Origin of the sequence: Nocardioides sp. GY 10113, assembly GCF_004919105.1 — a bacterium.
Lineage (GTDB): Bacteria > Actinomycetota > Actinomycetes > Propionibacteriales > Nocardioidaceae > Nocardioides.
The window spans coordinates 71,388-92,580 of sequence record NZ_STGK01000006.1; the positions used below are offsets into that span (position 1 = coordinate 71,388).

General features: G+C 72.5%; 20 protein-coding genes. 6 read left to right on the plus strand and 14 right to left on the minus strand.

Annotation, left to right across the window (positions count from 1 at the left end):
- Positions 1-24 precede the first annotated feature (24 nt).
- From E8D34_RS09635 to E8D34_RS09645, 3 genes are read right to left on the minus strand one after another with little or no spacing between them, the layout of a single operon-like run.
- Entirely contained in the window at positions 25-885 is an 861-nt protein-coding gene (locus E8D34_RS09635; RefSeq protein WP_136594420.1) for a fumarylacetoacetate hydrolase family protein, read from the minus strand.
- A 40-nt stretch (positions 886-925) separates the two neighbouring features.
- On the minus strand, positions 926-1,891 hold the full coding sequence (locus E8D34_RS09640; protein WP_136594421.1) for a 3,4-dihydroxyphenylacetate 2,3-dioxygenase: 966 nt from the start codon (positions 1,889-1,891) through the stop codon (positions 926-928).
- A gap of 3 nt (positions 1,892-1,894) precedes the next feature.
- Positions 1,895-3,373, minus strand: coding sequence for an aldehyde dehydrogenase (locus E8D34_RS09645; RefSeq protein ID WP_136594422.1), 1,479 nt, complete (start codon positions 3,371-3,373; stop codon positions 1,895-1,897).
- Between the two features lie 196 nt (positions 3,374-3,569).
- Between E8D34_RS09645 and E8D34_RS09650 the strand changes: the two genes are divergently transcribed.
- Both E8D34_RS09650 and E8D34_RS09655 read left to right on the plus strand, forming a co-directional pair.
- Positions 3,570-5,111 carry an APC family permease gene (locus E8D34_RS09650; protein WP_136594423.1) on the plus strand — a complete coding sequence of 514 codons (1,542 nt, stop codon included), beginning with the start codon at positions 3,570-3,572 and terminating at the stop codon, positions 5,109-5,111.
- 126 nt (positions 5,112-5,237) lie between these two features.
- Positions 5,238-5,975, plus strand: coding sequence for a type 1 glutamine amidotransferase (locus tag E8D34_RS09655; protein ID WP_136594424.1), 738 nt, complete (start codon positions 5,238-5,240; stop codon positions 5,973-5,975).
- A 21-nt stretch (positions 5,976-5,996) separates the two neighbouring features.
- On the opposite strand, the gene E8D34_RS09660 is transcribed toward E8D34_RS09655, so the two are convergent.
- The 3 genes from E8D34_RS09660 to E8D34_RS09670 form a co-directional block, all read right to left on the minus strand.
- A complete protein-coding gene (locus E8D34_RS09660; RefSeq protein ID WP_136594425.1) occupies positions 5,997-6,611 on the minus strand; it encodes a MarC family protein in 615 nt (204 codons plus the stop codon).
- A 77-nt stretch (positions 6,612-6,688) separates the two neighbouring features.
- Complete coding sequence (locus E8D34_RS09665) at positions 6,689-7,330, minus strand: DUF6758 family protein (protein WP_240771266.1); 642 nt, start codon at positions 7,328-7,330, stop codon at positions 6,689-6,691.
- A gap of 33 nt (positions 7,331-7,363) precedes the next feature.
- A complete protein-coding gene (locus E8D34_RS09670) occupies positions 7,364-7,936 on the minus strand; it encodes a histidine phosphatase family protein (protein WP_136594426.1) in 573 nt (190 codons plus the stop codon).
- Between the two features lie 66 nt (positions 7,937-8,002).
- Between E8D34_RS09670 and E8D34_RS09675 the strand changes: the two genes are divergently transcribed.
- The 3 genes from E8D34_RS09675 to E8D34_RS09685 are packed head-to-tail and all read left to right on the plus strand — an operon-like array spanning position 8,003 to position 10,833.
- A complete protein-coding gene (locus tag E8D34_RS09675; protein ID WP_346763608.1) occupies positions 8,003-9,268 on the plus strand; it encodes an MFS transporter in 1,266 nt (421 codons plus the stop codon).
- A 5-nt stretch (positions 9,269-9,273) separates the two neighbouring features.
- Positions 9,274-9,777 carry a DUF6174 domain-containing protein gene (locus tag E8D34_RS09680; RefSeq protein ID WP_136594428.1) on the plus strand — a complete coding sequence of 168 codons (504 nt, stop codon included), beginning with the start codon at positions 9,274-9,276 and terminating at the stop codon, positions 9,775-9,777.
- A 51-nt stretch (positions 9,778-9,828) separates the two neighbouring features.
- Complete coding sequence (locus tag E8D34_RS09685) at positions 9,829-10,833, plus strand: hypothetical protein (RefSeq protein ID WP_136594429.1); 1,005 nt, start codon at positions 9,829-9,831, stop codon at positions 10,831-10,833.
- A 72-nt stretch (positions 10,834-10,905) separates the two neighbouring features.
- Here E8D34_RS09685 and E8D34_RS09690 read toward each other — a convergent pair whose 3' ends face one another.
- The 6 genes from E8D34_RS09690 to E8D34_RS09715 all read right to left on the minus strand — a co-directional run bounded on the left by E8D34_RS09690 (position 10,906) and on the right by E8D34_RS09715 (position 17,340).
- A complete protein-coding gene (locus tag E8D34_RS09690; protein WP_136594430.1) occupies positions 10,906-11,940 on the minus strand; it encodes a MaoC family dehydratase in 1,035 nt (344 codons plus the stop codon).
- Positions 11,941-11,974: 34 nt separating this feature from the next.
- Positions 11,975-12,172, minus strand: a complete 198-nt coding sequence (locus E8D34_RS09695; protein ID WP_136594431.1) for a DUF5302 domain-containing protein — start codon at positions 12,170-12,172, stop codon at positions 11,975-11,977.
- 76 nt (positions 12,173-12,248) lie between these two features.
- Complete coding sequence (locus E8D34_RS09700; protein ID WP_168929389.1) at positions 12,249-14,339, minus strand: acyltransferase family protein; 2,091 nt, start codon at positions 14,337-14,339, stop codon at positions 12,249-12,251.
- The gene (locus E8D34_RS09705; protein ID WP_136594433.1) at positions 14,332-14,610 is read right to left on the minus strand and encodes a DUF6752 domain-containing protein; all 279 of its coding nucleotides are present in this window, start codon (positions 14,608-14,610) and stop codon (positions 14,332-14,334) included. The genes E8D34_RS09700 and E8D34_RS09705 overlap by 8 nt, the downstream gene beginning before the upstream one ends.
- 14 nt (positions 14,611-14,624) lie before the next feature.
- Positions 14,625-16,181: a class I SAM-dependent methyltransferase gene (locus tag E8D34_RS09710; protein WP_168929390.1), complete on the minus strand. Its 1,557-nt coding sequence runs from the start codon at positions 16,179-16,181 to the stop codon at positions 14,625-14,627.
- 136 nt (positions 16,182-16,317) lie between these two features.
- Positions 16,318-17,340, minus strand: coding sequence for a hypothetical protein (locus tag E8D34_RS09715; protein ID WP_136594435.1), 1,023 nt, complete (start codon positions 17,338-17,340; stop codon positions 16,318-16,320).
- A gap of 100 nt (positions 17,341-17,440) precedes the next feature.
- Between E8D34_RS09715 and E8D34_RS09720 the strand changes: the two genes are divergently transcribed.
- Positions 17,441-18,685, plus strand: a complete 1,245-nt coding sequence (locus E8D34_RS09720; protein ID WP_136594436.1) for a glycosyltransferase family 4 protein — start codon at positions 17,441-17,443, stop codon at positions 18,683-18,685.
- 50 nt (positions 18,686-18,735) lie between these two features.
- On the opposite strand, the gene E8D34_RS21535 is transcribed toward E8D34_RS09720, so the two are convergent.
- Together E8D34_RS21535 and E8D34_RS09730 are read right to left on the minus strand one after the other, a co-directional pair.
- Positions 18,736-19,902, minus strand: coding sequence for a hypothetical protein (locus E8D34_RS21535; RefSeq protein WP_136594437.1), 1,167 nt, complete (start codon positions 19,900-19,902; stop codon positions 18,736-18,738).
- Between the two features lie 23 nt (positions 19,903-19,925).
- Positions 19,926-21,122: an acyl-CoA dehydrogenase family protein gene (locus tag E8D34_RS09730; RefSeq protein ID WP_136594438.1), complete on the minus strand. Its 1,197-nt coding sequence runs from the start codon at positions 21,120-21,122 to the stop codon at positions 19,926-19,928.
- Between the last annotated feature and the right edge of the window lie 71 nt (positions 21,123-21,193).

Consider the following 21,193-nt stretch of genomic DNA (forward strand, 5'->3'; position numbering starts at 1 on the left):
TCGTACGTCGTTCGGTCGTTGCGATCAGTGCGCGGCGGGCTGCGGCTTGCGGATCCCGCGGAACTCCCAGTCGCCGCCCTTGGCCGTGGAGAGGACCTCCTCGGACTCGGTCGGCTGGGCGCCCACGTCGCTGCGGATCGGGGTCGGGCCGGTCACGATGTGGTTGCGCAGCGTGCCGAGGCCCTCGACCTCGACCTCGACGACGTCGCCGGGGTAGACGGTGCGCGAGATCGCCGGGGTGCCCGAGAGCAGCAGGTCGCCGGGGTGCAGGGTGATGGTCCGGGCGATGTCGGCGACGAGGTAGTGCATGTCCCACTCCATCTCGTCGGTGGTGCCGTCCTGCTTCACCTCGCCGTTGACGCGGGTCTGGATCCGCTTGCCGCGGAAGTCCCAGCCCTCGATCACACCCGGGCCGACCGGGCAGAGCGTGTCGGCGCCCTTGACCCGCAGCATCGAGCCGGAGTCGGTGTCGCGGAAGTCGTGCAGGCCGTAGTCGTTGGCCACCGTGTAGCCGCGGATGTAGTCCCCGGCCTCCTCGGGCGAGATGTTGCGGGCGGTCTTGCCGATCACGATCGCGATCTCGCCCTCGTAGTTCAGCCACTTGCAGCCCTCGGGGCGGACCACCGCGGCGTCGTGGGAGTTCAGCGCGGAGACCGGCTTGTGGAAGTACGTCGGCGCGGGCGGCAGGCTGACCTGCAGCTCCTTCACCCGGCTGATGTAGTTCAGGTGGACGCAGACGATCTTCGACGGGGTCACCGGCGGCAGGTGGATCGCGTCGGCGATCGCGACCTCGCGGCCGTCGCCGGCGACGAGGGTCTCGCCGCGGCGTACGACGTCGACGGGGTTGCCGTCGAGCAGGATGCGGCGGGTCTCGCGGAGCGTCATCGGGTTCCTCTCAGGGGGGTGGTGCGGTCGGTGTCGGCGGTCAGCCGGCGGCGGGGACGTCGGCGACGACGGCGTTGCCGCTGGTCTGCCGCACGAAGTCGGGGTCGGTCGGGGTGGGGTTGGCCGGCGCGAAGCCGTCGGCTGGACGGTCGAACCAGAGGTGCACCTGGCCGGTGCCCACGGAGTTCTCGTACTCGCCGTACTGGCGCGCGGTCGCGGTGCAGTGCTCCTCGCCGAGCGCGCCGATCATCATCAGGTAGTGCTGGAAGCGCGCCTCGGGCTTGAAGCGGAGGAACTCCGGCATGGTGTCGAGGACCCGCTTGTGGTCGCCGGCCTTGAACCACTCGATCCGCTCCAGGTCGGCGGCGAGCGCCTCGGGCGAGTAGATGTGCTCGTGGCCGGCTGCCTCGTGGTCGCGCAGCTGGCGCAGCGGCCAGAACGTGTGCGACATGGCGCCCGAGGCGATCAGCAGCACCTTGCGGTCCGACTCGGCGATCGCCTGGCCGAGGGCGCGGCCGAGCCGCAGCGCGTCCTCGGAGTCGGCGGTCTGGCAGACGCCGATGGAGATCCACTTCTTGTCCGGCAGGCCCTGACCGAGGAACTCCCACAGGTTCGTGGTCGCGTAGAAGATCGGCAGCGAGTGGTCGTCGATCGCGGTGATCCACGTGGAGTGCTCCGGCGCCTTGCTGGCGATCAGGTGCGCCAGCTCGGGGTCACCCGGGAAGTCGTAGTGGCGCCGCTCCATGCCACGGGGCAGCTCCTCGGAGGTGAACAGGCCGCTGCGGCGGTCCTGCGCGGTCACCACGAACTCGACCGTGGTCGCCCAGTGCGAGTCGAGCACCACGACGGTGTCGTAGTCGAGGGTGTCGAAGACCTCCCGGCGCAGCTGGTTGAGGCCGGCGACGAGGGTGGTGTCCTCGCCGTTGTTCAGCTCCCGACGGATCTCCTCGGGCAGCACGATCGTGGGGACGTGCGCCAGCAGGCCGGCGCCGACGATCTCACCCATGCCTCAGTCCTCCTTCCAGCCCGTGGGGCTGAAGACGCTGTTCTTGATGTCGGTGTAGAAGTCGAAGGACCAGATGCCGCCCTCGCGACCGATCCCGGAGCGACCGTTGCCGCCGAAGGGCGCCTCGAGGTCACGGACGAAGAAGCAGTTGACCCACACGGTGCCGGCGTTCAGCGCCGACGAGACCCGCTCGGCGCGGTCGCGGTCGCCGGTGACGAGGGTCGCGGCGAGGCCGAAGCGCGTGTCGTTGGCGATCCGGACCGCCTCCTCCTCGGTCTCGAACGGCGTGATCGTGACGACCGGGCCGAAGACCTCCTCGGTCATCACCTCGGAGTCCAGCGCGGCGTCCACCAGGACCGTGGGCGAGAAGTAGAGGCCGCCCAGGTCGGCGTTGGGGCCGCCGCCGAGCAGCGGGCGGGCGCCGTCGGCGATCGCCCGCTCGACGAAGCCGCTGACCTGCTCGAAGGCGCGCCGCGAGATCAGCGCGGAGACGTCGGTCTCGGCGTCGCGGGGGTCGCCCTGACGCAGCGTGGCGGCCTTGGCCACGACCCGCTCGGTGAACTCGTCGACGAGCGAGGAGTGGACCAGCATCCGCGCCGCCTTGAGGCAGACCTGGCCGGCGTTGTCGAACTGCTCGACGGCGATCTCGACGGCGAGGTCCAGGTCGGCGTCCTCGAAGACCACCAGCGGCGACTTGCCGCCGAGCTCGTAGGAGAGCGGCACGATGTTCTCAGCGGCCGCCTTGGAGATCACCCCGGCGGTCGGGACGGAGCCGGTGAACGCGAGCCGGTTGATGTCGGGGTGCGCCGTGAGCGGCGCCCCGGCCTCGGCGCCGGTGCCCTGGACGACGTTGAAGACGCCGGCCGGCACGCCGGCCTCGGCCATGATGTCGGCGAGCAGGCTGGCGGTGAGCGGCGCCCACTCCGGCGGCTTCACGACGACGGTGTTGCCAGCGGCGAGCGCCGGGCCGATCCGCCAGGTGGCGAGCATCAGCGGCGCGTTCCAGGGCGTGATGATGGCGACCACGCCGGCCGGGTCGTAGGTGATCCGCTCGCGGTGACCGCGTCCGGGGACCTCCATGTCGGGGTGGCCGAGCTGCTTCTCGGCGAAGTCGGCGAAGGCGCGGAAGTTCATCGCGACCCGCGGCATCACGCCGCGGCGGTGGCTGCGGATCAGCGAGCCGTTGTCACGGGTCTCGACCAGGGAGAGGTCCTCGATCCGGGCCTCGATACCGTCGGCGACGCGGCGCAGGATGTCGCACCGCTCGGAGACGGGGAGGCCGGCCCACGCGGGGAACGCGGCACGGGCGGCGGCGACGGCCGCGTCGACCTCAGCCGCGCCGCCGGCGGCGACCTGGCCCAGCTCGGTCTCGTCGATCGGCGAGATGTCGGCGAAGGTGCGCTCCGACGCGACCCGCTCGCCGCCGATCCAGTGTCGGAGGTCGACGCGGACGCCCTCGACCTCGGCGGTGTGCTGCTGCATGGGCCCTCCGGACTTTCGACGATCGTTTGGATCCAAACGTAAATGCCGGCCCCCGGCATCTGTCAAGGGGTCCGGGGCCTACTCGACGGGAACTTCATTCGGAAGCAAACGTTTTTTCTGCAACCTCTCGACAGATCGTTTGGGTCCGAATATCTTCGCATGATCCAGGTCACACCGATGAGAGGGTTCGACTCCCATGACCACAGACCAAGGCTCCTCGTCGCTGTCCCCAGCGCCCGAGCTGACCGCCGATGAGACGCTCGCCGCGGGCCGGCTGGGCATCGCCGGCATCGTCTTCTTCGTCGTCGCCGCGGCGGCACCGCTGGTCGGCATGACCGGCGCGGTGCCGGTCGCCATCGTCCTCGGCAACGGCGCGGCAGCGCCCGGCGCCTACTTGGCCGTCGGCCTGGTGCTGCTCGTGTTCAGCGTCGGCTACGCGGCCATGAGCCACCGGGTCAGCAACACCGGCGCCTTCTTCGCCTACGTCGGCCGCGGACTCGGCATCGCCCCGGGCGTCGGCTCCGCCTTCGTCTCGCTGCTCGCCTACCTCGCGATCCAGCTGGCGATCTTCGGCTTCTTCGGAGCGATCGCCTCGGCCCAGTTCGAGGCCGAGCTCGGGATCAGCCTCTCCTGGTGGGGCTGGGCACTGCTGGCATGGGCGATCGTCTCCGCCCTCTCGCTGCTCCAGGTCGACATCGGCGCCAAGCTGCTCGGCGTGCTGATGGGCCTGGAGGTCCTCTCGCTGCTGCTGGTCGCCGTGGTCGTACTGTTCCAGGGCGGCGGCCCCGACGGCCTCGACTTCGCGGCCTCCTTCGCCCCGTCGAACATCTTCGCCGGCGGTTTCGCGGGCTCCGCCGGCATCGCACTGGCCTTCGCCTTCGCCTCCTACATCGGCTTCGAGGCCACCGCGATCTACGCCGAGGAGACCAAGGACCCCAAGCGCAGCGTCCCGATCGCGACCTACGCCGCCGTCACGCTCATCGCGGTGCTGTTCGCCATCACCTCCTGGGCCGTGGTCAGCGGTGTCGGCAGCGACCACGTCGTCGACCGCGTCGCCGAGATCTCCGCGATCGAGGGCACCCCGCTGGCCGACCCGGCCGCCGTGCTCTTCTCCGTCGCCGAGGAGTACGTCGGTCACTGGCTGGCCGTCCTGATGAGCTGGCTCGTGATCAGCAGCCTCTTCGCCGGCCTGCTGGCCTTCCAGAACAGCGCCTCGCGCTACTTCTACTCGCTCGGCCGCGCCGGCGTCCTGCCGCGAGCCCTCGACCACGTCAACGGTCGCGGCGCGCCGGCGATGGGCTCGGTGGCCACCTCCGCCGTCACCCTGGTCGTGATCCTGCTCTTCGTGGTCACCGACAAGGACCCCGTGCTCAACCTCTTCTACTGGTTCAGCGCGCTGGCCGTGCTGGCGATCGTGCTGGTCGAGGTCCTGGTCTCGATCGCGGTGATCGTCTTCTTCCGACGCGAGGGCGACCGGCGGATCTGGAACACGGTGATCGCCCCGGCGATCGCCGCTGTCGGCCTGGCGCTCGGCGCCTACCTGGTCGCGGCGCGCTTCGGTCTGCTCGCGGGCACCGTCGCGGACGGCGTCGACCCGACGACCCAGACCTTCGGCCTCTCCGCGCTCGGCTGGACGCTGGTGCTCGCGCCGTTCGCCGTGTTCGCGGTCGGCACGCTGGTGGGCAAGCTGCGCCGCAACGAGGAGAACGAGGACGCGGTGGCCGACCTGGTCACCTGATCCGACCTGCCACCCACCGGGGCCCGGGGAGTCGCTGGCGACTCCCCGGGCCCCGGCTCCATCTCCCCGCACGCCTTCCCCGCTCGGCCCTTTGTTTGGGACCGAACGATTACCTAGGATGGATCCATGCGCGTCCTCTTCATCGCCCACGACCACATGTCGCCCGAAGGCCCCATCGGCGAGCGCTTCGCCCAGCGCGGCTACGAGGTCGTCGTGCACCGTGTCGTCCCGCGCGAGCGCTACGACTCCCCCGGCGTGGACGCGGACTTCCCGGACTTCACCGAGTTCGACGCGGTGGTCGCCCTCGGCGCCCCCTGGTCGTCGTACGACGCCGGCGTCGCCTCCTGGGTCGACCCGGAGATGGCGCAGCTGCGCCGCGCCGACGAGGCCGGCGTCCCGGTGCTCGGGATCTGCTTCGGCGGGCAGCTGCTGGCCCAGACCCACGGCGGCAGCGTGGGCCGCTCCGACCACCCCGAGATCGGCTGGGTCGAGGTCGAGAGCGACGAGCCCGCGATCGTGCCGCCCGGCCCCTGGTTCCAGTGGCACTACGACCGATGGACGCTGCCGGCGGGTGCCCGCGAGGTGGCGCGCAACGCCGCCGCCTCCCAGGCCTTCGTGCTGCGCCGCAACCTCGCCCTCCAGTTCCACCCCGAGCTGGTCAGCACCACGCTCGCGGGCTGGCTCGGCAACGGCGGCGCCGCCGAGGCCCGCACCTTCGGCCACGACCTCGACGAGCTGTTCGCCGGGACCGCCGCGGTCGACCAGCGCAGCCGCGAGCGCGCTCACGCGCTGGTGGACGGCTTCCTGGACCTCGTCGCCCCCGGCGACGCGGCCGGCGTCACTGCCGCCGCCGGCCGCCTCTGACGCCTGCCGCCGCCGGCGGGCTCAGCCCTCGCCGGCGATGAACGCCCGGACCGAGTCAGCGACCAGCTGGACCGCGATCGCGGAGAGCAGCAGACCGGCGATCCGGGTCACCAGCAGCACGCCGCCCTCGCGGATCACGCGCAGGATCGGCAGGGAGTAGCGCATCGCGAGCCACAGCGAGAGGTGCACCAGCACGATGCCCACCGCGATCGCGACGACGTCCGCGCTGTTGTCGATGCCGCGCACGAAGAGCATCACCGCCACGATCGCGCCCGGACCGGCCAGCAGCGGCGTGCCCAGCGGCACCAGCGCCACGTTGACGTCCTGGTGGGCGACCGCCTCCTCCTCCTTGCCGGTGAGCAGCTCGAGGGCGACCAGCAGGAGCAGCAGGCCGCCGGCACCCTGGAGCGCAGGCAGCGAGATGTGCATGTACTTCAGGATCTGCTGCCCGAAGAACGCGAAGAGCGTGATCACCAGGAACGAGACGGCGACCGCCTGCCACGCCGCACGGCGCGCGGTCTCCTGGCTGCGGCCGGCGGTCAGCGACAGGAAGATCGGCACCGTGCCGACCGGGTCCATGATGACGAAGAGGGTCACGAAGACCTCCGTCAGGAGCACCACGTCGATCACGCTCATCCCCGCGCTCCTCCCGAGTTCCGCACGGCCGAATCCTAGTGACTCGGACGGGTCCTACCGCCTTCGAGGACGACGGCTCACCAGGAGGGAGCCGGGCCACCGAAGGTCAGGGTCATCAGCTGCGGCCCCACCGCCGACAGGTCGCGCAGGATCCAGCCGTCCCGCAGCAGCAGGATCGCCGAGGCCGGCCGCAGCACCAGCCACAGCCAGCGCCCCTCCGCCTCGCCGGCCAGCACGGAGCGGTCCCACTCGCCGTCGGCGGCGCTGGTCGAGACCGGCCACAGTCCGACGGGGTAGGTCTCCAGCCGGATCCGCACCTCGGGCGGGCCGGCGCCACCGCTCGGGGCCCCGTCGCTGCCCAGGTCGAGGCCGGCCAGCCGCGCGCCGAGCCCGGTGCCCGGCTCCTCGCTGACCACGATCACGTCGACCGGCCCGTCCAGCGCGGTGGTGCCCGAGGCACAGGTCATCGTCGCGCGCGTGGAGTCACCCGCGACGACGGCGAAGTCCGAGACGACCCACCCGGGGCCGAGCGGCCACGGCAGGTAGGTCGGGAACGCGCCGGCCCGCGCCAGGTGGTCGACGAAGGCCTCGTACGAGGAGTCGGTCGGGCGCCACATCGGCACCACCTCGCCGTGGGCCGGGCACGACCATGCGCCCGCCCCGGTCTCCGCGATCGGCTCGGCACAGCGCGGGCAGCCGACGCGCAGCGACTCGGCCATGACCGCCACGGTGCTGTGCTCGGGGCCGCGGCGTCAAGCGTTCCAGCGCAGGACCGCCGGCGCCTCGCGCTCGTAGCCCAGCACCGACACCGTCGCGGTGTCCAGCCGCAGGAAGCGACCCATCGCCACCGGCTGCCCCAGCCAGCGCGCGGCCAGCACCCGCAGCGAGTGGCCGTGCGCGAAGACCAGCGTGTCCCCGACGGTGGTCCGCGCCCGCGCCACCACCCGGTCCAACCGCGCGGCCACCTCCGCGGCCGTCTCGCCCCCGGGCGCCGGGTCCTTCCAGATCGACCAGCCGGGCACGGTCTCCCTGATCTCCGCGGTGGTCCGGCCCTCGTAGGAGCCGTAGCCCCACTCGGCCAGGTCCTCGTCGACCTCGGCATCGCCGAAGCCCGCCAGCGCAGCGGTCCGCCGCGCCCGCAGCCTGGGGCTGGTCAGCACCGCGGCGAAGTCCAGCCCGGCCAGCCTCGGCGCCAGCGCACGGGCAGCCTCCTCCCCCTCGGGCAGCAGCGGCAGGTCGGTCACCGAGGTGTGCTGCCCCGTCGTGCTCCAGGCGGTGGGGCCGTGCCGCACCAGCCACACCCTGTTCTCGACGGTCTCCGCCATCACGCCCTCCTTCGGCTCGCGAGCTCGTCCGGCCGCGGCTCCCTCGACACAGCCCGCTGCGCACTCGTGACTCGGGACCAGGCGCATCGCGCCGTTGTCCCACCGGACGCCTCCCAGCGTGCCAGGATCTCCGTCGTGAGTCTCGCCCGGAACCGGATGGCGGTCGCCGCGGCGTTCGCGGCGCAGGGCCTGGTCTTCATCAGCCTCACCACCCGCCTGCCCGACATCAAGGAGCGCTGGGGCTTCTCCGAGCTGGACGTCTCCGCCACGCTGCTGGCCGTCGTCCTGCTCGCCGGCGCCGGCTCGGTGCTGACCGAGAAGCTGGCCCACCGCATCGAGAGCGCGGTGCTGCTGCGCGCCGGGCTGGTCGCGATCGCCCTCGGGATGCCGCTGATGGTGGGCGGCTCCACGATCGCCGTCTACTACCTCGGCGTCCTCGTGTACGGCGTCGGGCTCGGCGTCGTGGACGCCACCACCAACATGCAGGCGGTGGCGCTGGAGCACGCGTACGGCCGCCCGATCCTGCCCTCCTTCCACGGCGCCTGGACGCTCGGCGGCCTCGTCGGCGCCGCGCTGACGCTGGCCACCGCCCACCTGCCCCTCACCGCGGCAGCGACGATCGGGCTGGTCCCGGTCGCCGCAGCGCTGCTGCCCTACCTGTCGCGCGACGTCCATCCCGGCGGTCCCGAGCTGGTCGGCGGCATGGAGGCGCTGCCGGTGCCGTGGCGCCCCATCGTGCTCGTCGGCGCCGCGATGGTGGTCTTCTACATGGTCGACACCGCCTCCCAGACCTGGGGCGCGGTCTACCTCGACGAGGTCTTCGACGCCCCGTCGCGCTGGGTGGCGCTGGCGACGCTGCCCTACCTGATGGCCAGCCTGGTGACCCGCCTGGCGGGCGATCGGCTGGTGGCGGCGTACGGCGCCGTCCTGGTGCTGCGCATCGGCGCGGTGGTCGCCTGCGGCGGGCTGGCGCTGGTCACCTTCGCGCCGTCGTGGCCGATGGCCGTGCTCGGCTTCACGGTCGTCGGGCTGGGGGTCTCGGTGGTGGCGCCGCTGAGCTTCTCCGCGGCGGCCGCGATCGCCGGACGCGACGCGCCGGGGGCGGTCCCGGACAGGCGCCGGGTGGATGCGGTGATCGCGCGGTTCAACCAGTTCAACTACGCCGGCGGGCTGCTCGGCGCGGTGCTCACCGGGGTGGTCGGTCAGCACCACCTGAGGTTCGGCTTCTGCGTGCCGATGGTGCTCGTGCTGGCACTGTGGCCGTTGGCGCGGCAGTTCGCCGCGATCCACCAGGGAACCAGGATCGACGCCACGGCGTCGGAAGGGACGTGAGCAGCGTGCGCACCAGGAACCACCGGACCAACGACCGGCGCCTGGCCCCGATCGCCTCGGTGGGGCTCGTCCTGGGACTCGCCCTGGCCGTCGCCGGCTGCGCCGGGAACGACGACCCTGACGAGGCGACGCCTGCGTCCACCGCCCCGCTGACCACCTCCGGCCTGGAGGACGAGCGGACGTTCGAGCCGGCCACCTACCGCTACCGCCTCGAGCTGCGCTGCCACTGCCCGACCACCGGGAAGGTCGAGGTGCGGGTCCGCGACGGCGAGGCGAGGTCGGCGAAGCTGGCCACCGGGCCGGACCGGGGCAAGGCCGCACCGGAGGCCTACCTGCTGACCATCGCCGAGATCCTCTCCGACGCGGCGCTGCCCGGCGAGGAGGGCGAGGCGGAGGTCGTCTGGCCGGCGTCGAGCGAGTGGCCGACGAAGGTCTACGTCGACCGGAACAAGCGCGCGGTGGACGACGAGGTCACCTACCTGATCAGCGACGTCGACATCGCCGGCTGACGGCGGGGTCCCTAGGATGGTGCGGTCCGTCCCGCCATCCGAAGGAACTCGATGAGCCGCCGCCTGATCGTCCACATCGGCGTGATGAAGTCGGGTACCACCTACCTGCAGAAGAAGCTGTCCCGCAACCACCAGCGGCTCGCCGAGCAGGGCATCCACTTCGCCGTGCCGTGGGCTCGCCAGATCCAGGGCTACAAGGAGCTGCGCGGCGCCACCTACGCCTCGACCGGCGCCTGGGCCGACCTCAGGTCGGCGATCGACGGACACCCCGGCACCTCGCTGATCTCCGTCGAGCACTTCGCGTCGATGGACCCCGACTCGGTGCGCAGGCTCGCCGAGGAGTTCCCCGACACGACCGTCGACATCGTCCTGACGGTGCGGGACCTCGGGCGTCAGGTCCCCTCCGCCTGGCAGTCCACCCTGAAGAACGGCCACGCGTGGAGCTTCGAGGAGTACGTGGCCGGCATCGCCTCCTCGGAGCCGAACGACGCCCGGCGCCAGTTCTGGTCCCGGCAGCACATCCCGCGGATCGTCCGGAAGTGGAGCCAGGTCTTCGGCACGGACCGGCTGACGGTGGTGCTCGTCCCGCCGCCGGGCTCGCCGCACTCGCTCTGGGAGCGCTTCTGCGCCGCCGCCGACATCGCCGACGCCGACGGGTGGCCGGAGCCGGAGCGGACGAACCAGTCGCTGGGCGCCGCCTCGGCGCAGCTGCTGATCAAGGTGAACGCCCTCGCCGGCGAGCTCACCCCTCCCGACCAGCGACGACTGATCAAGCCCCTCGCTCGCGACGTGCTCCCCGCACTGGCGCTCGACGAGCCCGCCATCGGCTTCCAGGTGCCCGACTGGCTGCGCGCGCGAGCGGCCGCCGACGCCGACGCCCTGAAGCGGTCGGGCGTGCGGCTGATCGGCGACCTCAGCGACCTCACGCCGGTCGACGTGCCGGGCGTCGCGCCGTCCGGCCTGGGCCCGACGGACGAGCTGGAGGTGGCAGCGAACGCGCTGACCGCGCTCCTGATGGCCGGCGGGGGCGCGGCGGCCCGGGCCGACCGCGACTGACCCACCGGGCACGGCTCCGGGACCGGGCCGGACGCGGCGTCGTCGCCGGTCGGCGCCGACCCGGGACCGGGTTCAGCGCGGGACGAGGACCCAGCAGTCGAGGTCGAGCAGGACGCCGGCGGCGTACTTGCCGTCCTCCCCGCGCAGGGTCATCGACTCGTCGCGCCCCTTGGTCGCCACCAGGCGCAGCCGCAGGGCGCCGACGCCGGGCGCCGAGGTCTCGGCCTTGTCCAGCACCTCCGACCACGCGTAGACGGTGTCCCCCGCGAACGCCGGCGCGACGTGCGAGCCGCCGTTGATCGCGGCCACCAGCTGTGCGTTGGCGAGTCCGTTGAAGGAGAGCGCGCGGGCCAGGGAGATGACGTGCCCGCCGTACACGAGGCGGTTGCCGTCGGGGCGGGCCTCGGTGTTGAAGTGCACCTTGGCAGTGTTCTGCCACAGGCGGGTCGCCATCATGTGCTCGGCGTCGGTGAGGGTGACGCCGTCGACGTGGTCGATCCGCTCCCCCACCGCGTAGTCGTCGAAGCGGTGCGGCTCCCCGGCCGCCGCGAAGTCGTACGACGAGAAGTCGAGCCCGGCCGGGATCACCAGGTCCTCGGCCGCGACGTGCGAGGCGACCTCGGGCAGCACGGTCTCCGGCGCCGGCGCGGCGTGGTCGCGCTTGTGCACCATCACCCAGCGGCACCAGTCGATGACGACGTCGCCGCGCTGGTCGGTCGCGGTGGACCGGACGTAGACCACGCCGGACTTCCCGTTCGAGTTCTGCTTGAGGCCGATCACCTCCGAGCGGGTGGCCAGGGTGTCCCCCGGCACGACCGGCCGGTGGAAGCGCAGCTCCGCGTAGCCGAGGTTGGCCACGGCGTTCAGCGAGATGTCGGGGACGGTCTTGCCGAAGGCGACGTGGAAGCCGATCAGCTCCTCGACCGGGTGCGGGTCCAGGCCGACCGAGGCGGCGAACGCCGCCGAGGACGGCACAGCGAACCGGGTGGGGTACAGCGCGCCGTACAGCGCACGGTCGCCCTCGGTGATGGTGCGCGGCGTCGCGTGCTCGATCACCTGCCCGACGGTGAAGTCCTCGAAGAAGTTGCCCGGGTTCGTCTTGGTCACGCCCGGCATTGTGCCGTGCCGGCCGCGACCGTCCTCACGAACCCCCGCCGCCGGCCTTGCGCCGATGCATCTTCGGCCCGCCGCCGACCACCTCCGAGCCGTGGGCCTTCTCCCGCAGCGGCCCGTCGGCGTGCACTCCCTGCTCCGCGCGGTTCTTGTGGTCCAGCGCCTCTCGCATCCGCGCCTTCAGGTCCGCCTGCGGACCCTGGTCAGGGTTGGTCTCCTCGGCCATGGCCGTTCCTCTCCCTCGACTGCGTCCCCCACGGTGCCCCCACACTGACACGCGGGCCGGCCCCGGGAAAACCCGATTAGCCGGCCGCCCGGGCCCGGTCGGCGGCGACCAGCCGCAGGCGCTCGGCGAGCGGCTCGGCCAGCTGCTCGGCGTACGGGACGGTGACGTGGCCGGTGTCGCGCATCGGCACGGTGCTGCCGATCACCGAGGGGCACCGCGCATCGACGCAGAACCAGTCCAGCGCATCGACGTACTGCGCGCCGGCTGCGCGGGCGATCGCACCGAACCGGCGCTGCAGCCGCTGCTGGTCACCGCCCGCGGTGAGCAGGCAGTCGCCGAGGTCCACGTCGCGCGTGCTCAGGCAGGTGCCGGGCGCCCGGGAGAGCTCGGGCGTGTTGCCGAGCAGCGCCACCCGGGGCGCCGCCGCCGTCAGCTGGGCCAGCTCCTCGGAGAGCCCGGCCAGCTGCTCGCGGCGGTAGCTCCCGCGCAGGTAGGCGTTGTTGGCGACGACGACGAGGTCCGGCTGCAGCTGCTCCACCTGCGTCACGGCCCAGTCGTTGAAGTCGCTGCACGCGGACCAGGTGCCGCCCGACTCCGGATCGGCGCGCGTGGCCTGGTTGGCCGGGCAGCCGGAGAGGACGAGCTGGTAGACCGCGTAGCCGCGCTGCTGTCCGATCGTGGTGAGGGCAGGGCCCCAGGCGCGGGCGTGGGAGTCGCCGAGGAGGACGATGGAGCGATCCGCCTCGGCATCGCCGAGCGGGCACAGCTGCGTGGTCCCGGTGCGGTAGTCGCAGGAACCCAGCGGTGCGATCGAGTCGCGGACGCTGGCCAGCGCGGGCGCCAGGTTCCCCGGCACCGCCCGCCCCTCCTCGGAGGCACGCACCGAGGCCTCGACCAGCGCGACGGCCGGGTCGGTGTCGAGCTGTCCGCGCCCGTAGTCGCCCAGCGTGATCGGCGGGTTGGCATCGAGCGCGTCGAGCTGGTGCTGGATCGCCGCGCGGCCGCCGAGCGCGGCGGCGACGACGACCGACAGGCTGACCGGGTAGAGCACGATCGCCCACCCGGGCCGTCGCCACCGCACACCGCGGCGGAAGGGCTGCTCGACGCCGTAGTACGTGGCCGCGGAGAGCACGAAGGTGACCACCAGCGCCGCGACGAGCTGCGCCCGGTCCAGCGGACCCCACTCGGCGGCGGCGAACCGGAAGACCGGGAAGTGCCACAGGTACAGGGAGAAGGACCAGTCGCCCATCAGCCGGGCCGGCCGGCAGGACAGCACCCGGCCGAGCAGGCTGCGCTCGCCGCCGGTGGTGGCGCCGGCCGCCAGGAGCAGGAGCGCGCCGACGACCGGGACCAGCGCGGCCCAGCCGGGGAACCGGGTGGCCGCGGAGTAGGTGAGGGTCGCCCACCCGACCAGCAGCAGCCCGGCACCGGCGAGGCCGTCGGCGAGCCAACGGCTCGCCCGGATCTGCCGACCCCAGAGCAGCACCGCGAGCAGGCCGCCGGCCGCCAGCTCCCAGGCGCGGGCGGTGGTCGAGAAGTACGCCGCGGTCGGGTTCGCCGCGGTGGCGTACAGCGACCAGGCGAACGAGCCGACCACGACCGCGCCGAGCACGAGCGCCAGCGCACCGCGCAGCGCGGGCGCGCCGCCGCCGGCGTTGCGTCGGTGCAGCAGGTAGGCGACCGCGGCGATCAGCAGCGGGATGACGAGGTAGAACTGCTCCTCGACCGAGAGCGACCAGTAGTGCTGCACGATCGACGGCGGCTCGTCGGCCGCGAAGTAGTCGGTCTCGACGCTGGCGAACCGGAGGTTGGCTCCGAAGAACGCTGCCCAGACGGTGTCCTTGAGCACCTCGAGACCACGCACGAAGGGCAGCAGCAGCGCCGAGCCCGCGGCGACCACGAGCAGCACCAGCGTCGCCGCCGGCAGGATCCGTCGCGCCCGCCGGGCGTAGAAGCCGAGGATCGAGACCCGGCCCGACTTCTGGACCTCGCCGAAGAGCAGGCCGATGATCAGGAAGCCGGAGATGACGAAGAAGACGTCGACGCCGACGAACCCGCCGGCGAACCGCTGCAGGCCGGCGTGTGCCAGCAGGACGACGCCGACCGCCAGGGCGCGCAGCCCCTGGACGTCCTCCCGGAAGCCCGAGCGCCGACCGGGATCAGTCATCGGGGTCGGCGGCATCCAGGTCGTCGCTGAACCGCTCGAGCAGGGCGGCGACCTTCGCCTCGTCCCGCAGGGCGATCGGGAGCAGCAGCTCCTGGACCAGGTCCAACAGCTCGGCGAAGCGGACGTGCGCGCTCTCCATCACCGCGAGGCGCTCCTCGACGCTCCGCAACCGCGCCGCGAGGGCGTCGGTGCCGGCCGCCCGCTTGATCGGCCACGTCAACCGACGCGTGGGGCCGGAGACGACGGACTCGTCCTTCGCACTGTCCTTCATTGCGTCCCCCTTCATCAGAACTCCACCACCATGCGACAGGCGCGCGGGGCCGGATCCCAGTCCGGCATCCGCGGCGGCACCTCGAAGGAGTTCATGTCGAACCAGCTCACTTCCCGGACCTCTCCACCATGTCGCCGCGCCTCCGCGGCCAGCACCTCCGGGTCGATCTCCCAGACCAACGGCTTGCCGACCTTCGGCAGCTTCCGTGGCTCCGTGGAGCCCAGGAACTCCAGGTAGAGGCGGCCACCCCCGCGCAGACCCATCGACGCCATCCGCCACAGGCCCTCGCGACCGCGCTGCACGGTGGCGTTGACGACGTGGCGCGCCATGATCACCCGCGGGCCGTCCATGCGCGCAATCCGCGCCCCCCAGACGAGCGCGTGCCGCAGCTCGAGCAGGTTGGCGCAGTGGAAGTCGATCGGCAGGCCCTGCTCGGCGGACTCGCGCGCCAGGTACCGCATGGCGGGCGCCGAGTAGTCCAGCGCGACCACGCGGTGGCCCCGCTCGGCCAACCACACGGCGTCGCGGCCCCGACCGCAGCCGACGTCGACCACGGTCGCGCCGGGCTCGGCGTCGTGGACGATCCGGGCGAGCTGGTGGGGCTTCAGGAGCGGAGAGTCCTTCGCGCCGGGGGCGTACCAGGCGTCCCACTCGTTGCGGTGCCAGCGAATCCCGCGGAACCAGCGGTTGAGCCATTCGCGCGCGTCGGTCCCGGGCTCGAACACGAAGGTCGGGTCCGGCACCCGCCAGCCCGGTCCGTACATCGCCTCGAGGAGCTTCTCCGGCCGGGCCGGGGCGGGGAAGGTCTCACCCTCGAGCTGCACCGTGCTGAGCGGCTCGACCCAGTCGCGCTCGAACGGGGTGAGCAGCTCGCCCAGGAAGGCCAGCCGGTCGCCGTGCCAGAAGCCGCCGAAGACGTCGAGGCCGCGCCGCACGCCCCCCTCGTCCGTGACCCAGATCTTCAGACCCGCGCCGCTGTACCGCTCGGTGCTCATCCCGGCGCGGGCCAGCGCGTGCTGCAGCCGCAGCGACTCCGCCACCACGTCGACCGGTTGGGCGTGGGCGCTGACGTAGCCCAGGTCGAGGTCGTTGTCGTGCCCGATGAACGCACCCTCGCGGACCGCGCCGAGCAGGGTGCCGTAGGCGAGGAAGCCTCCCAGGCCCTGGTCGGCCATCACCTCGAGCACCCGTCGCGCCGCCGCCAGCATGGCCTGGGCGGTCTCCTGGTGGTCACCGAAGGAGAGCATCAGCTTCCCGTTGGGTCCGACCACCAGCGGTCGCCCCTCGCGGTCGACCACCTGCGTCCGCTCCTCGGAGCCCGGGAACCGGAGCTCCCGACGGGCCACCTCGACGCCGCCGTCGGTCAGGACGGCCTCGGTGACCCCGCGCAGCAGCGGCCGGAGGGCACCGGGCCAGGCCACGCTCAGCAGTCCGTCGGCGTCGACGGTCGCCTCCCGGCCGGCGACGCCGGTCCTGAACGACCAGATCCGCCGCCCGTCCATCGAGACGTCGACCACCCGGTCCGGGTCCGCGTGCACCCGCACGCCCTCTTCAAGGATCTCGGCCCTCATCCGCCGCGACCTCCGATCGGGCACTGCACATCCGTCTGACATCCCCGACGCGATGCCCTGGCGAGCCGGGATCCTAGCAACCACCGCCCGGCTTCCTCGGCATCCCGGCAGCCTTCCGAGCGTCGCAGGAGCGGCGTCATGATCCCGTCGACGCCGCCCGCACCTCGCGCAGCAGCGCGCCGCTCACCACTCCGGCACGGCGCAGCACCTCGCGGACGTCGACGTCGTCGGGGTGCACCGCCCCGGAGCGCACCCGGGCCGTGAGCAGGTCCTGCGGATCTCCGACCAGGTCGTAGCCCGCCGCCGAGATCCGGGCGACGCTCTGCTCGGCGCGCTCCTGGATCGCGGCGGCATCGGCCGGTCGCAGCCCGATCGGGCTGCCCCCCAGGGGGACCAGCACCTCGTGTGCGACCTTGTTCCGGATCCAGCGGTACCGCTCGTTCCACGGTGTCGTCCCCGGATCGGTGGCGGCGAGGAGGTCGGGACCGATCTCCTGCAGCAGCCGGGCGGACTCCGCTCCCAGCGACTCGTTGCGCCGCGCGACGCCGGTGTCGGTGCCGGCGGCGTCCGCGCCGGTCACGCCGAGGAATCGCCGCCACAGCAGCTCCGGGTCGGCGGCCGACGTCGGCACCGTCACCACGTGGATGCGCTCGGGTGGCAGCACCGCGGCCCAGGGCTCGACGCCGACCGCGGGGTCGAGCACCCCCCACCGCCACTTCGCCGTCGGGTCGTCCAGCTGCGCCAGGAACGCGTCGAGCGATGCCCCGCTGCCCAGCTTGAGCTCCTCCTGCCACCCGGCCGGCACCTGGGCCAGCAGGTGGCGTGCGGTGACGACGACGTGCACCCGATCCTCGCCGAGGTCGCGGACCATCCCCTCGACCTGCTCCGGTGAGGCCGCGACGTACCACTCGTTGCTCAGGATCGTGTCCCCGTCGAACTGCCTGGAACGGCGCACGAACCGCTGCCAGACGTCGGCCTCCCCCCGCAGGTGCCGCCCCGAGCGCACCTCGATCGAGGCCCGGTTCTGCTCGAAGGGACGTCGCCCGGGGAACAGCAGCCCGCGAGCACGCAGGTGCTCCCGGTTGGTCCACAGCAGCGACTGGAGGTAGGTGGTCCCGGACTTCGGCGCGCCGATGTGCAGGAAGACGCGGTGACCCATGGCGCCACTGTATTGGCCCCGTCCCGGGCGTCCGCGAGGCAGCCCGGAGCGCCCTCGGTCGGCGCCGGGGCGCTCCGCGAGGTGAGGTAGGGTCCGCGATGTGCTTCGCCCCATCCGATCCGAGCGGACGCGGCGGATCACCTTCGTGGTTCCCTCGGCCTTCTACGCAGGCGGCATCGCCCGCGTCGTGGCGACCCAGGCCTCGGTGCTGGCCCAGCGCGGCTACGAGGTCACGGTGCTCACGCTCGTGCGGCCGACCGACGAGCCGGTCTTCGACTTCGACCCGCGGGTGCGAATCGTCGCCCTGCAGGACCTGCGGCCGCCCGCGGGCGGGACGCAGCAGCGGCGCAGGCCGCGTCGCGACCCCGAGGCCGACCCGGCCACCCGGCGGCTGGACCGTCAGCCGTCGACACTGGTGCCGGGCGCGCACAAGACGATCACCGCGTACGTCGACGGGCTGCTGCGCGAGCACCTCTCGGCGCTGCCGCCGAGCACGGTCGTGACCACCCGGCCGGAGTTCGCGATCGCGGCGTCCCGGTGGACCGACCCCCGCTCGCTCATCATCCACCAGGAGCACCTCTCGTTCGTGCCGCGCCCGGCCCCGCTGCGGGCCGGCCTGCGCTCTGTCGCGCGCGGCGACGACGGAGCGCGACGCCTCGACGCGCTGCTGACCCTGACCGAGGCCGACCTCGAGCGCTGGCGCGCGTTCCTGGACGACCCGACGGTGCGGACCGCGGCCATCCCCAACCCGAACCCGTTCCCGATCGGTCCCGCGGCCCCGCTGACAAGCAAGGTGATCGTCGCGGCCGGCCGGATGACGTCACAGAAGGGCTTCGAGCGCCTCATCGACGCGTTCGCTCCCCTGGCCGCCTCGCACCCGGACTGGCAGCTGCGGATCTACGGCGACGGCCAGCAGGCCGCCGACCTCGCGGCACAGGTGGCGGCGTTGGGGCTGACCGACCACATCCTTCTCCCCGGCGTCACCGACCGGTTCGAGGAGGAGCTGGCGGCGTCCTCGATCCTCGGCATGTCGTCGCGGTGGGAGGGCCTGGGCATGGTGCTGCTGGAGGCGATGAGCAAGGGCGTGCCGCCCGTTGCCTTCGACTGCCCGGAGGGGCCCCGCCAGGTCATCTCCGACGGCGAGAACGGGTTGCTCGTCCCGGAGGGTGACGTGCCCGCGCTGACCGAGGCGCTGCGCCGCGTCATGGACGACGCCGATCTCCGCTCACGGCTGGGGGCGGGCGCCCTCGCCTCCGCCCGCCGCTTCGAGACCGGCAGCGTCATGGACCGCTGGGTCGAGCTGATCGACGAGATCGACCGGGAGCGTGCCGGCGCCGGCAGCTGACCGGCGCTCCGCCCGACCCCGCCCGGGATCCCTGCCCCTCCGGGGCCCGGTCAGCCCCCGACCCGGGAGCGCAGCCGGGACAGCAGCGACCGCTGCCGCGATGCCCTCGCCGGCCGCCCACCGGTCCCCCGGTCGGCGCCCGAGCCGCCGGTCGCGCCCGATCCCTGGGCCGCGGCGGATCCCTCCGGCCGCGCCGTCGCGCCGCCGAGCACCATCGGCACCAGCAGCTCGATGGCCAGCTCGAGCAGCTGCGCGTCGGTGACCTCGTCCGGGAACGTCCCCCCGGGGCGGAACGCCGGGGTGAGGTCGTCGATGTCGCCGTGCACGGCGTACCCGCGTCGGCGGATCTCCTCGACCATCTCCCCGGCGATCCGGCGGATGGGCTCGTGGTGCACGTCCGGCACGCCCAGCGCGCCACCCGAGCTGTACCTCACCAGCTGACGCTGGGCGAAGCGCCGCTTGACCAGCCGCGCACGGTCGGGCCACGCCAGCTGGTCGGGCAGACCCAGGTTGAATCGGCGCAGGAACTCCGTCTCCACCGTGCCGAGCGAGGGGTTGCCGGGCGTGCTCGGCTGCGCGTAGGCGAGCTCGGGCAGGTCGACCGCCGCCGCGAACCGGTTCCAGAGCCCGTCGGGGTCGCCTCCGGGGGCGGGGACCGTCACCAGCGCGACGCGGTCGGGACCGACCACCGAGCCCCACCGCTGGGCGATCGAGGCGACGTTCTGGGAGCTCCAGAGCCTGGAGCTCGCGTCCACGCCGTCCCAGGCGTCGAGCGCGTGGCCGAGGAACTCCTCGTAGCGCCCGGTGTCACCGTTCTTGACGCCCTCCTGCCACACGGCGGGCAGCTGGCGCCCGAGGTCGCGGCAGGTCACGACGACCCGCACCTCGCGGTCCACGAAGGCCTCGACGGCGCGGCGGATGGTCCGCACGCCCGCGGGGGCCAGCGTCTCGTGCGAGATCAGCGCCGGGCCGTCGTGGGCGTTCACGTCGGCGACGAGCTTCTCCCACGCCTCGCGCGCACCGGGCTGCAGGTAGCCCCGGAAGCCGCGCCCGATCAGCCCCATCGCCTCGACGAAGTGACCGGGGTTGCGCCCCGGATAGAGGTACCCGTTGCGCCGCAGGAGGCGTCGGTTCTTGGAGAGCGCGCGCTGCAGGTACGTCGTACCGCTCTTCGGCGTGCCGACGTGGATGTAGACCGTGCGATCCGCGGCGCTCACCGCTGCCTCCCGACTGACGTTGCTCAACGCTGCTGGTACTCCTTGAGCAGGCTACGGCCGATGATCATCTTCTGGATGTCCGAGGTGCCCTCGCCGATCAGCATGAACTTCACCTCGCGCATCAGGCGCTCGATCTCGTACTCCTTGGAGTAGCCGTAGCCGCCGTGGATCCGGAACGAGTCCTCGACCACCTCGTTGGCGTACTCCGAGGCCACCATCTTGGCCATGCCGGCCTCGACGTCCATCCGGCGGCCGGTGTCCTTGAGGCGGGCGGCGCGGACCATCATCGTGTGCGCGGTCTCGACCTTGGTGGCCATCTCGGCGATCCGGAACAGCACCGCCTGGTGGTCGGCGATCTTCTTGCCAAAGGTCTTGCGCTGCTGGGCGTAGGCGATGCCCAGCTCGAAGCCGCGCCAGGCCAGGCCGCAGGCACGGGCGGCGACGTTGACCCGGCCGACCTCGACGCCGTCCATCATGTGGAAGAAGCCCTTGCCCGGCTCGCCGCCGAGGATCTGGTCCGCGGAGATCCGGTGGTCCTCGAGGATGAGCTCGGTCGTCTCGACGCCCTTGTAGCCCATCTTGTCGATCTTGCCCGGCACCGTGACGCCCTGGGCGGTCTCCCCGAAGCCGGCTTCCTTCTCGACGAGGAAGGTCGTCATGTTCTTGTAGACCGAGTCCGAGCCCTCGTCGGTCTTGGTCAGCAGCGCGACGAGCGTCGATGAGGCGCCGTTGGTCAGCCACATCTTCTGGCCGGTGATGGAGTAGGAGCCGTCCTCGAGCCGGGTGGCCTTGGTGGCGACCGCCGAGACGTCGGAGCCGAGCCCGGGCTCGGACATCGAGAACGCGCCGCGCACCTCGCCGACGGCCATCCGCGGCAGGTACTTCTGCTTCTGCTCCTCGGTGCCGTGCTGCATCAGCATGTAGGCGACGATGAAGTGGGTGTTGATCACGCCGGAGACGCTCATCCAGCCGCGAGCGATCTCCTCCACGCAGAGCGCGTAGGTGAGCAGCGACTCGCCGAGACCGCCGTACTCCTCGGGGATCATCAGCCCGAAGACGCCGAGCTCCTTGAGCCCCTCGATGATCTCGGTCGGGTACTCGTCGGCGTGCTCGAGCTCCTGGGCGACCGGGATGATCTGCTCCTCGACGAACACGCGGACCGCCTTGAGGATCTCCTTCTGATCCTCACTCAGTCCGTCGGTCTCACACAGGCGTGCCATGGGCTTCTCCTTCTGGTCGCGAACGCGTCGATCCTACCGATGAGTAGCGGCCCGCCCGCGTGCGGCCGAGG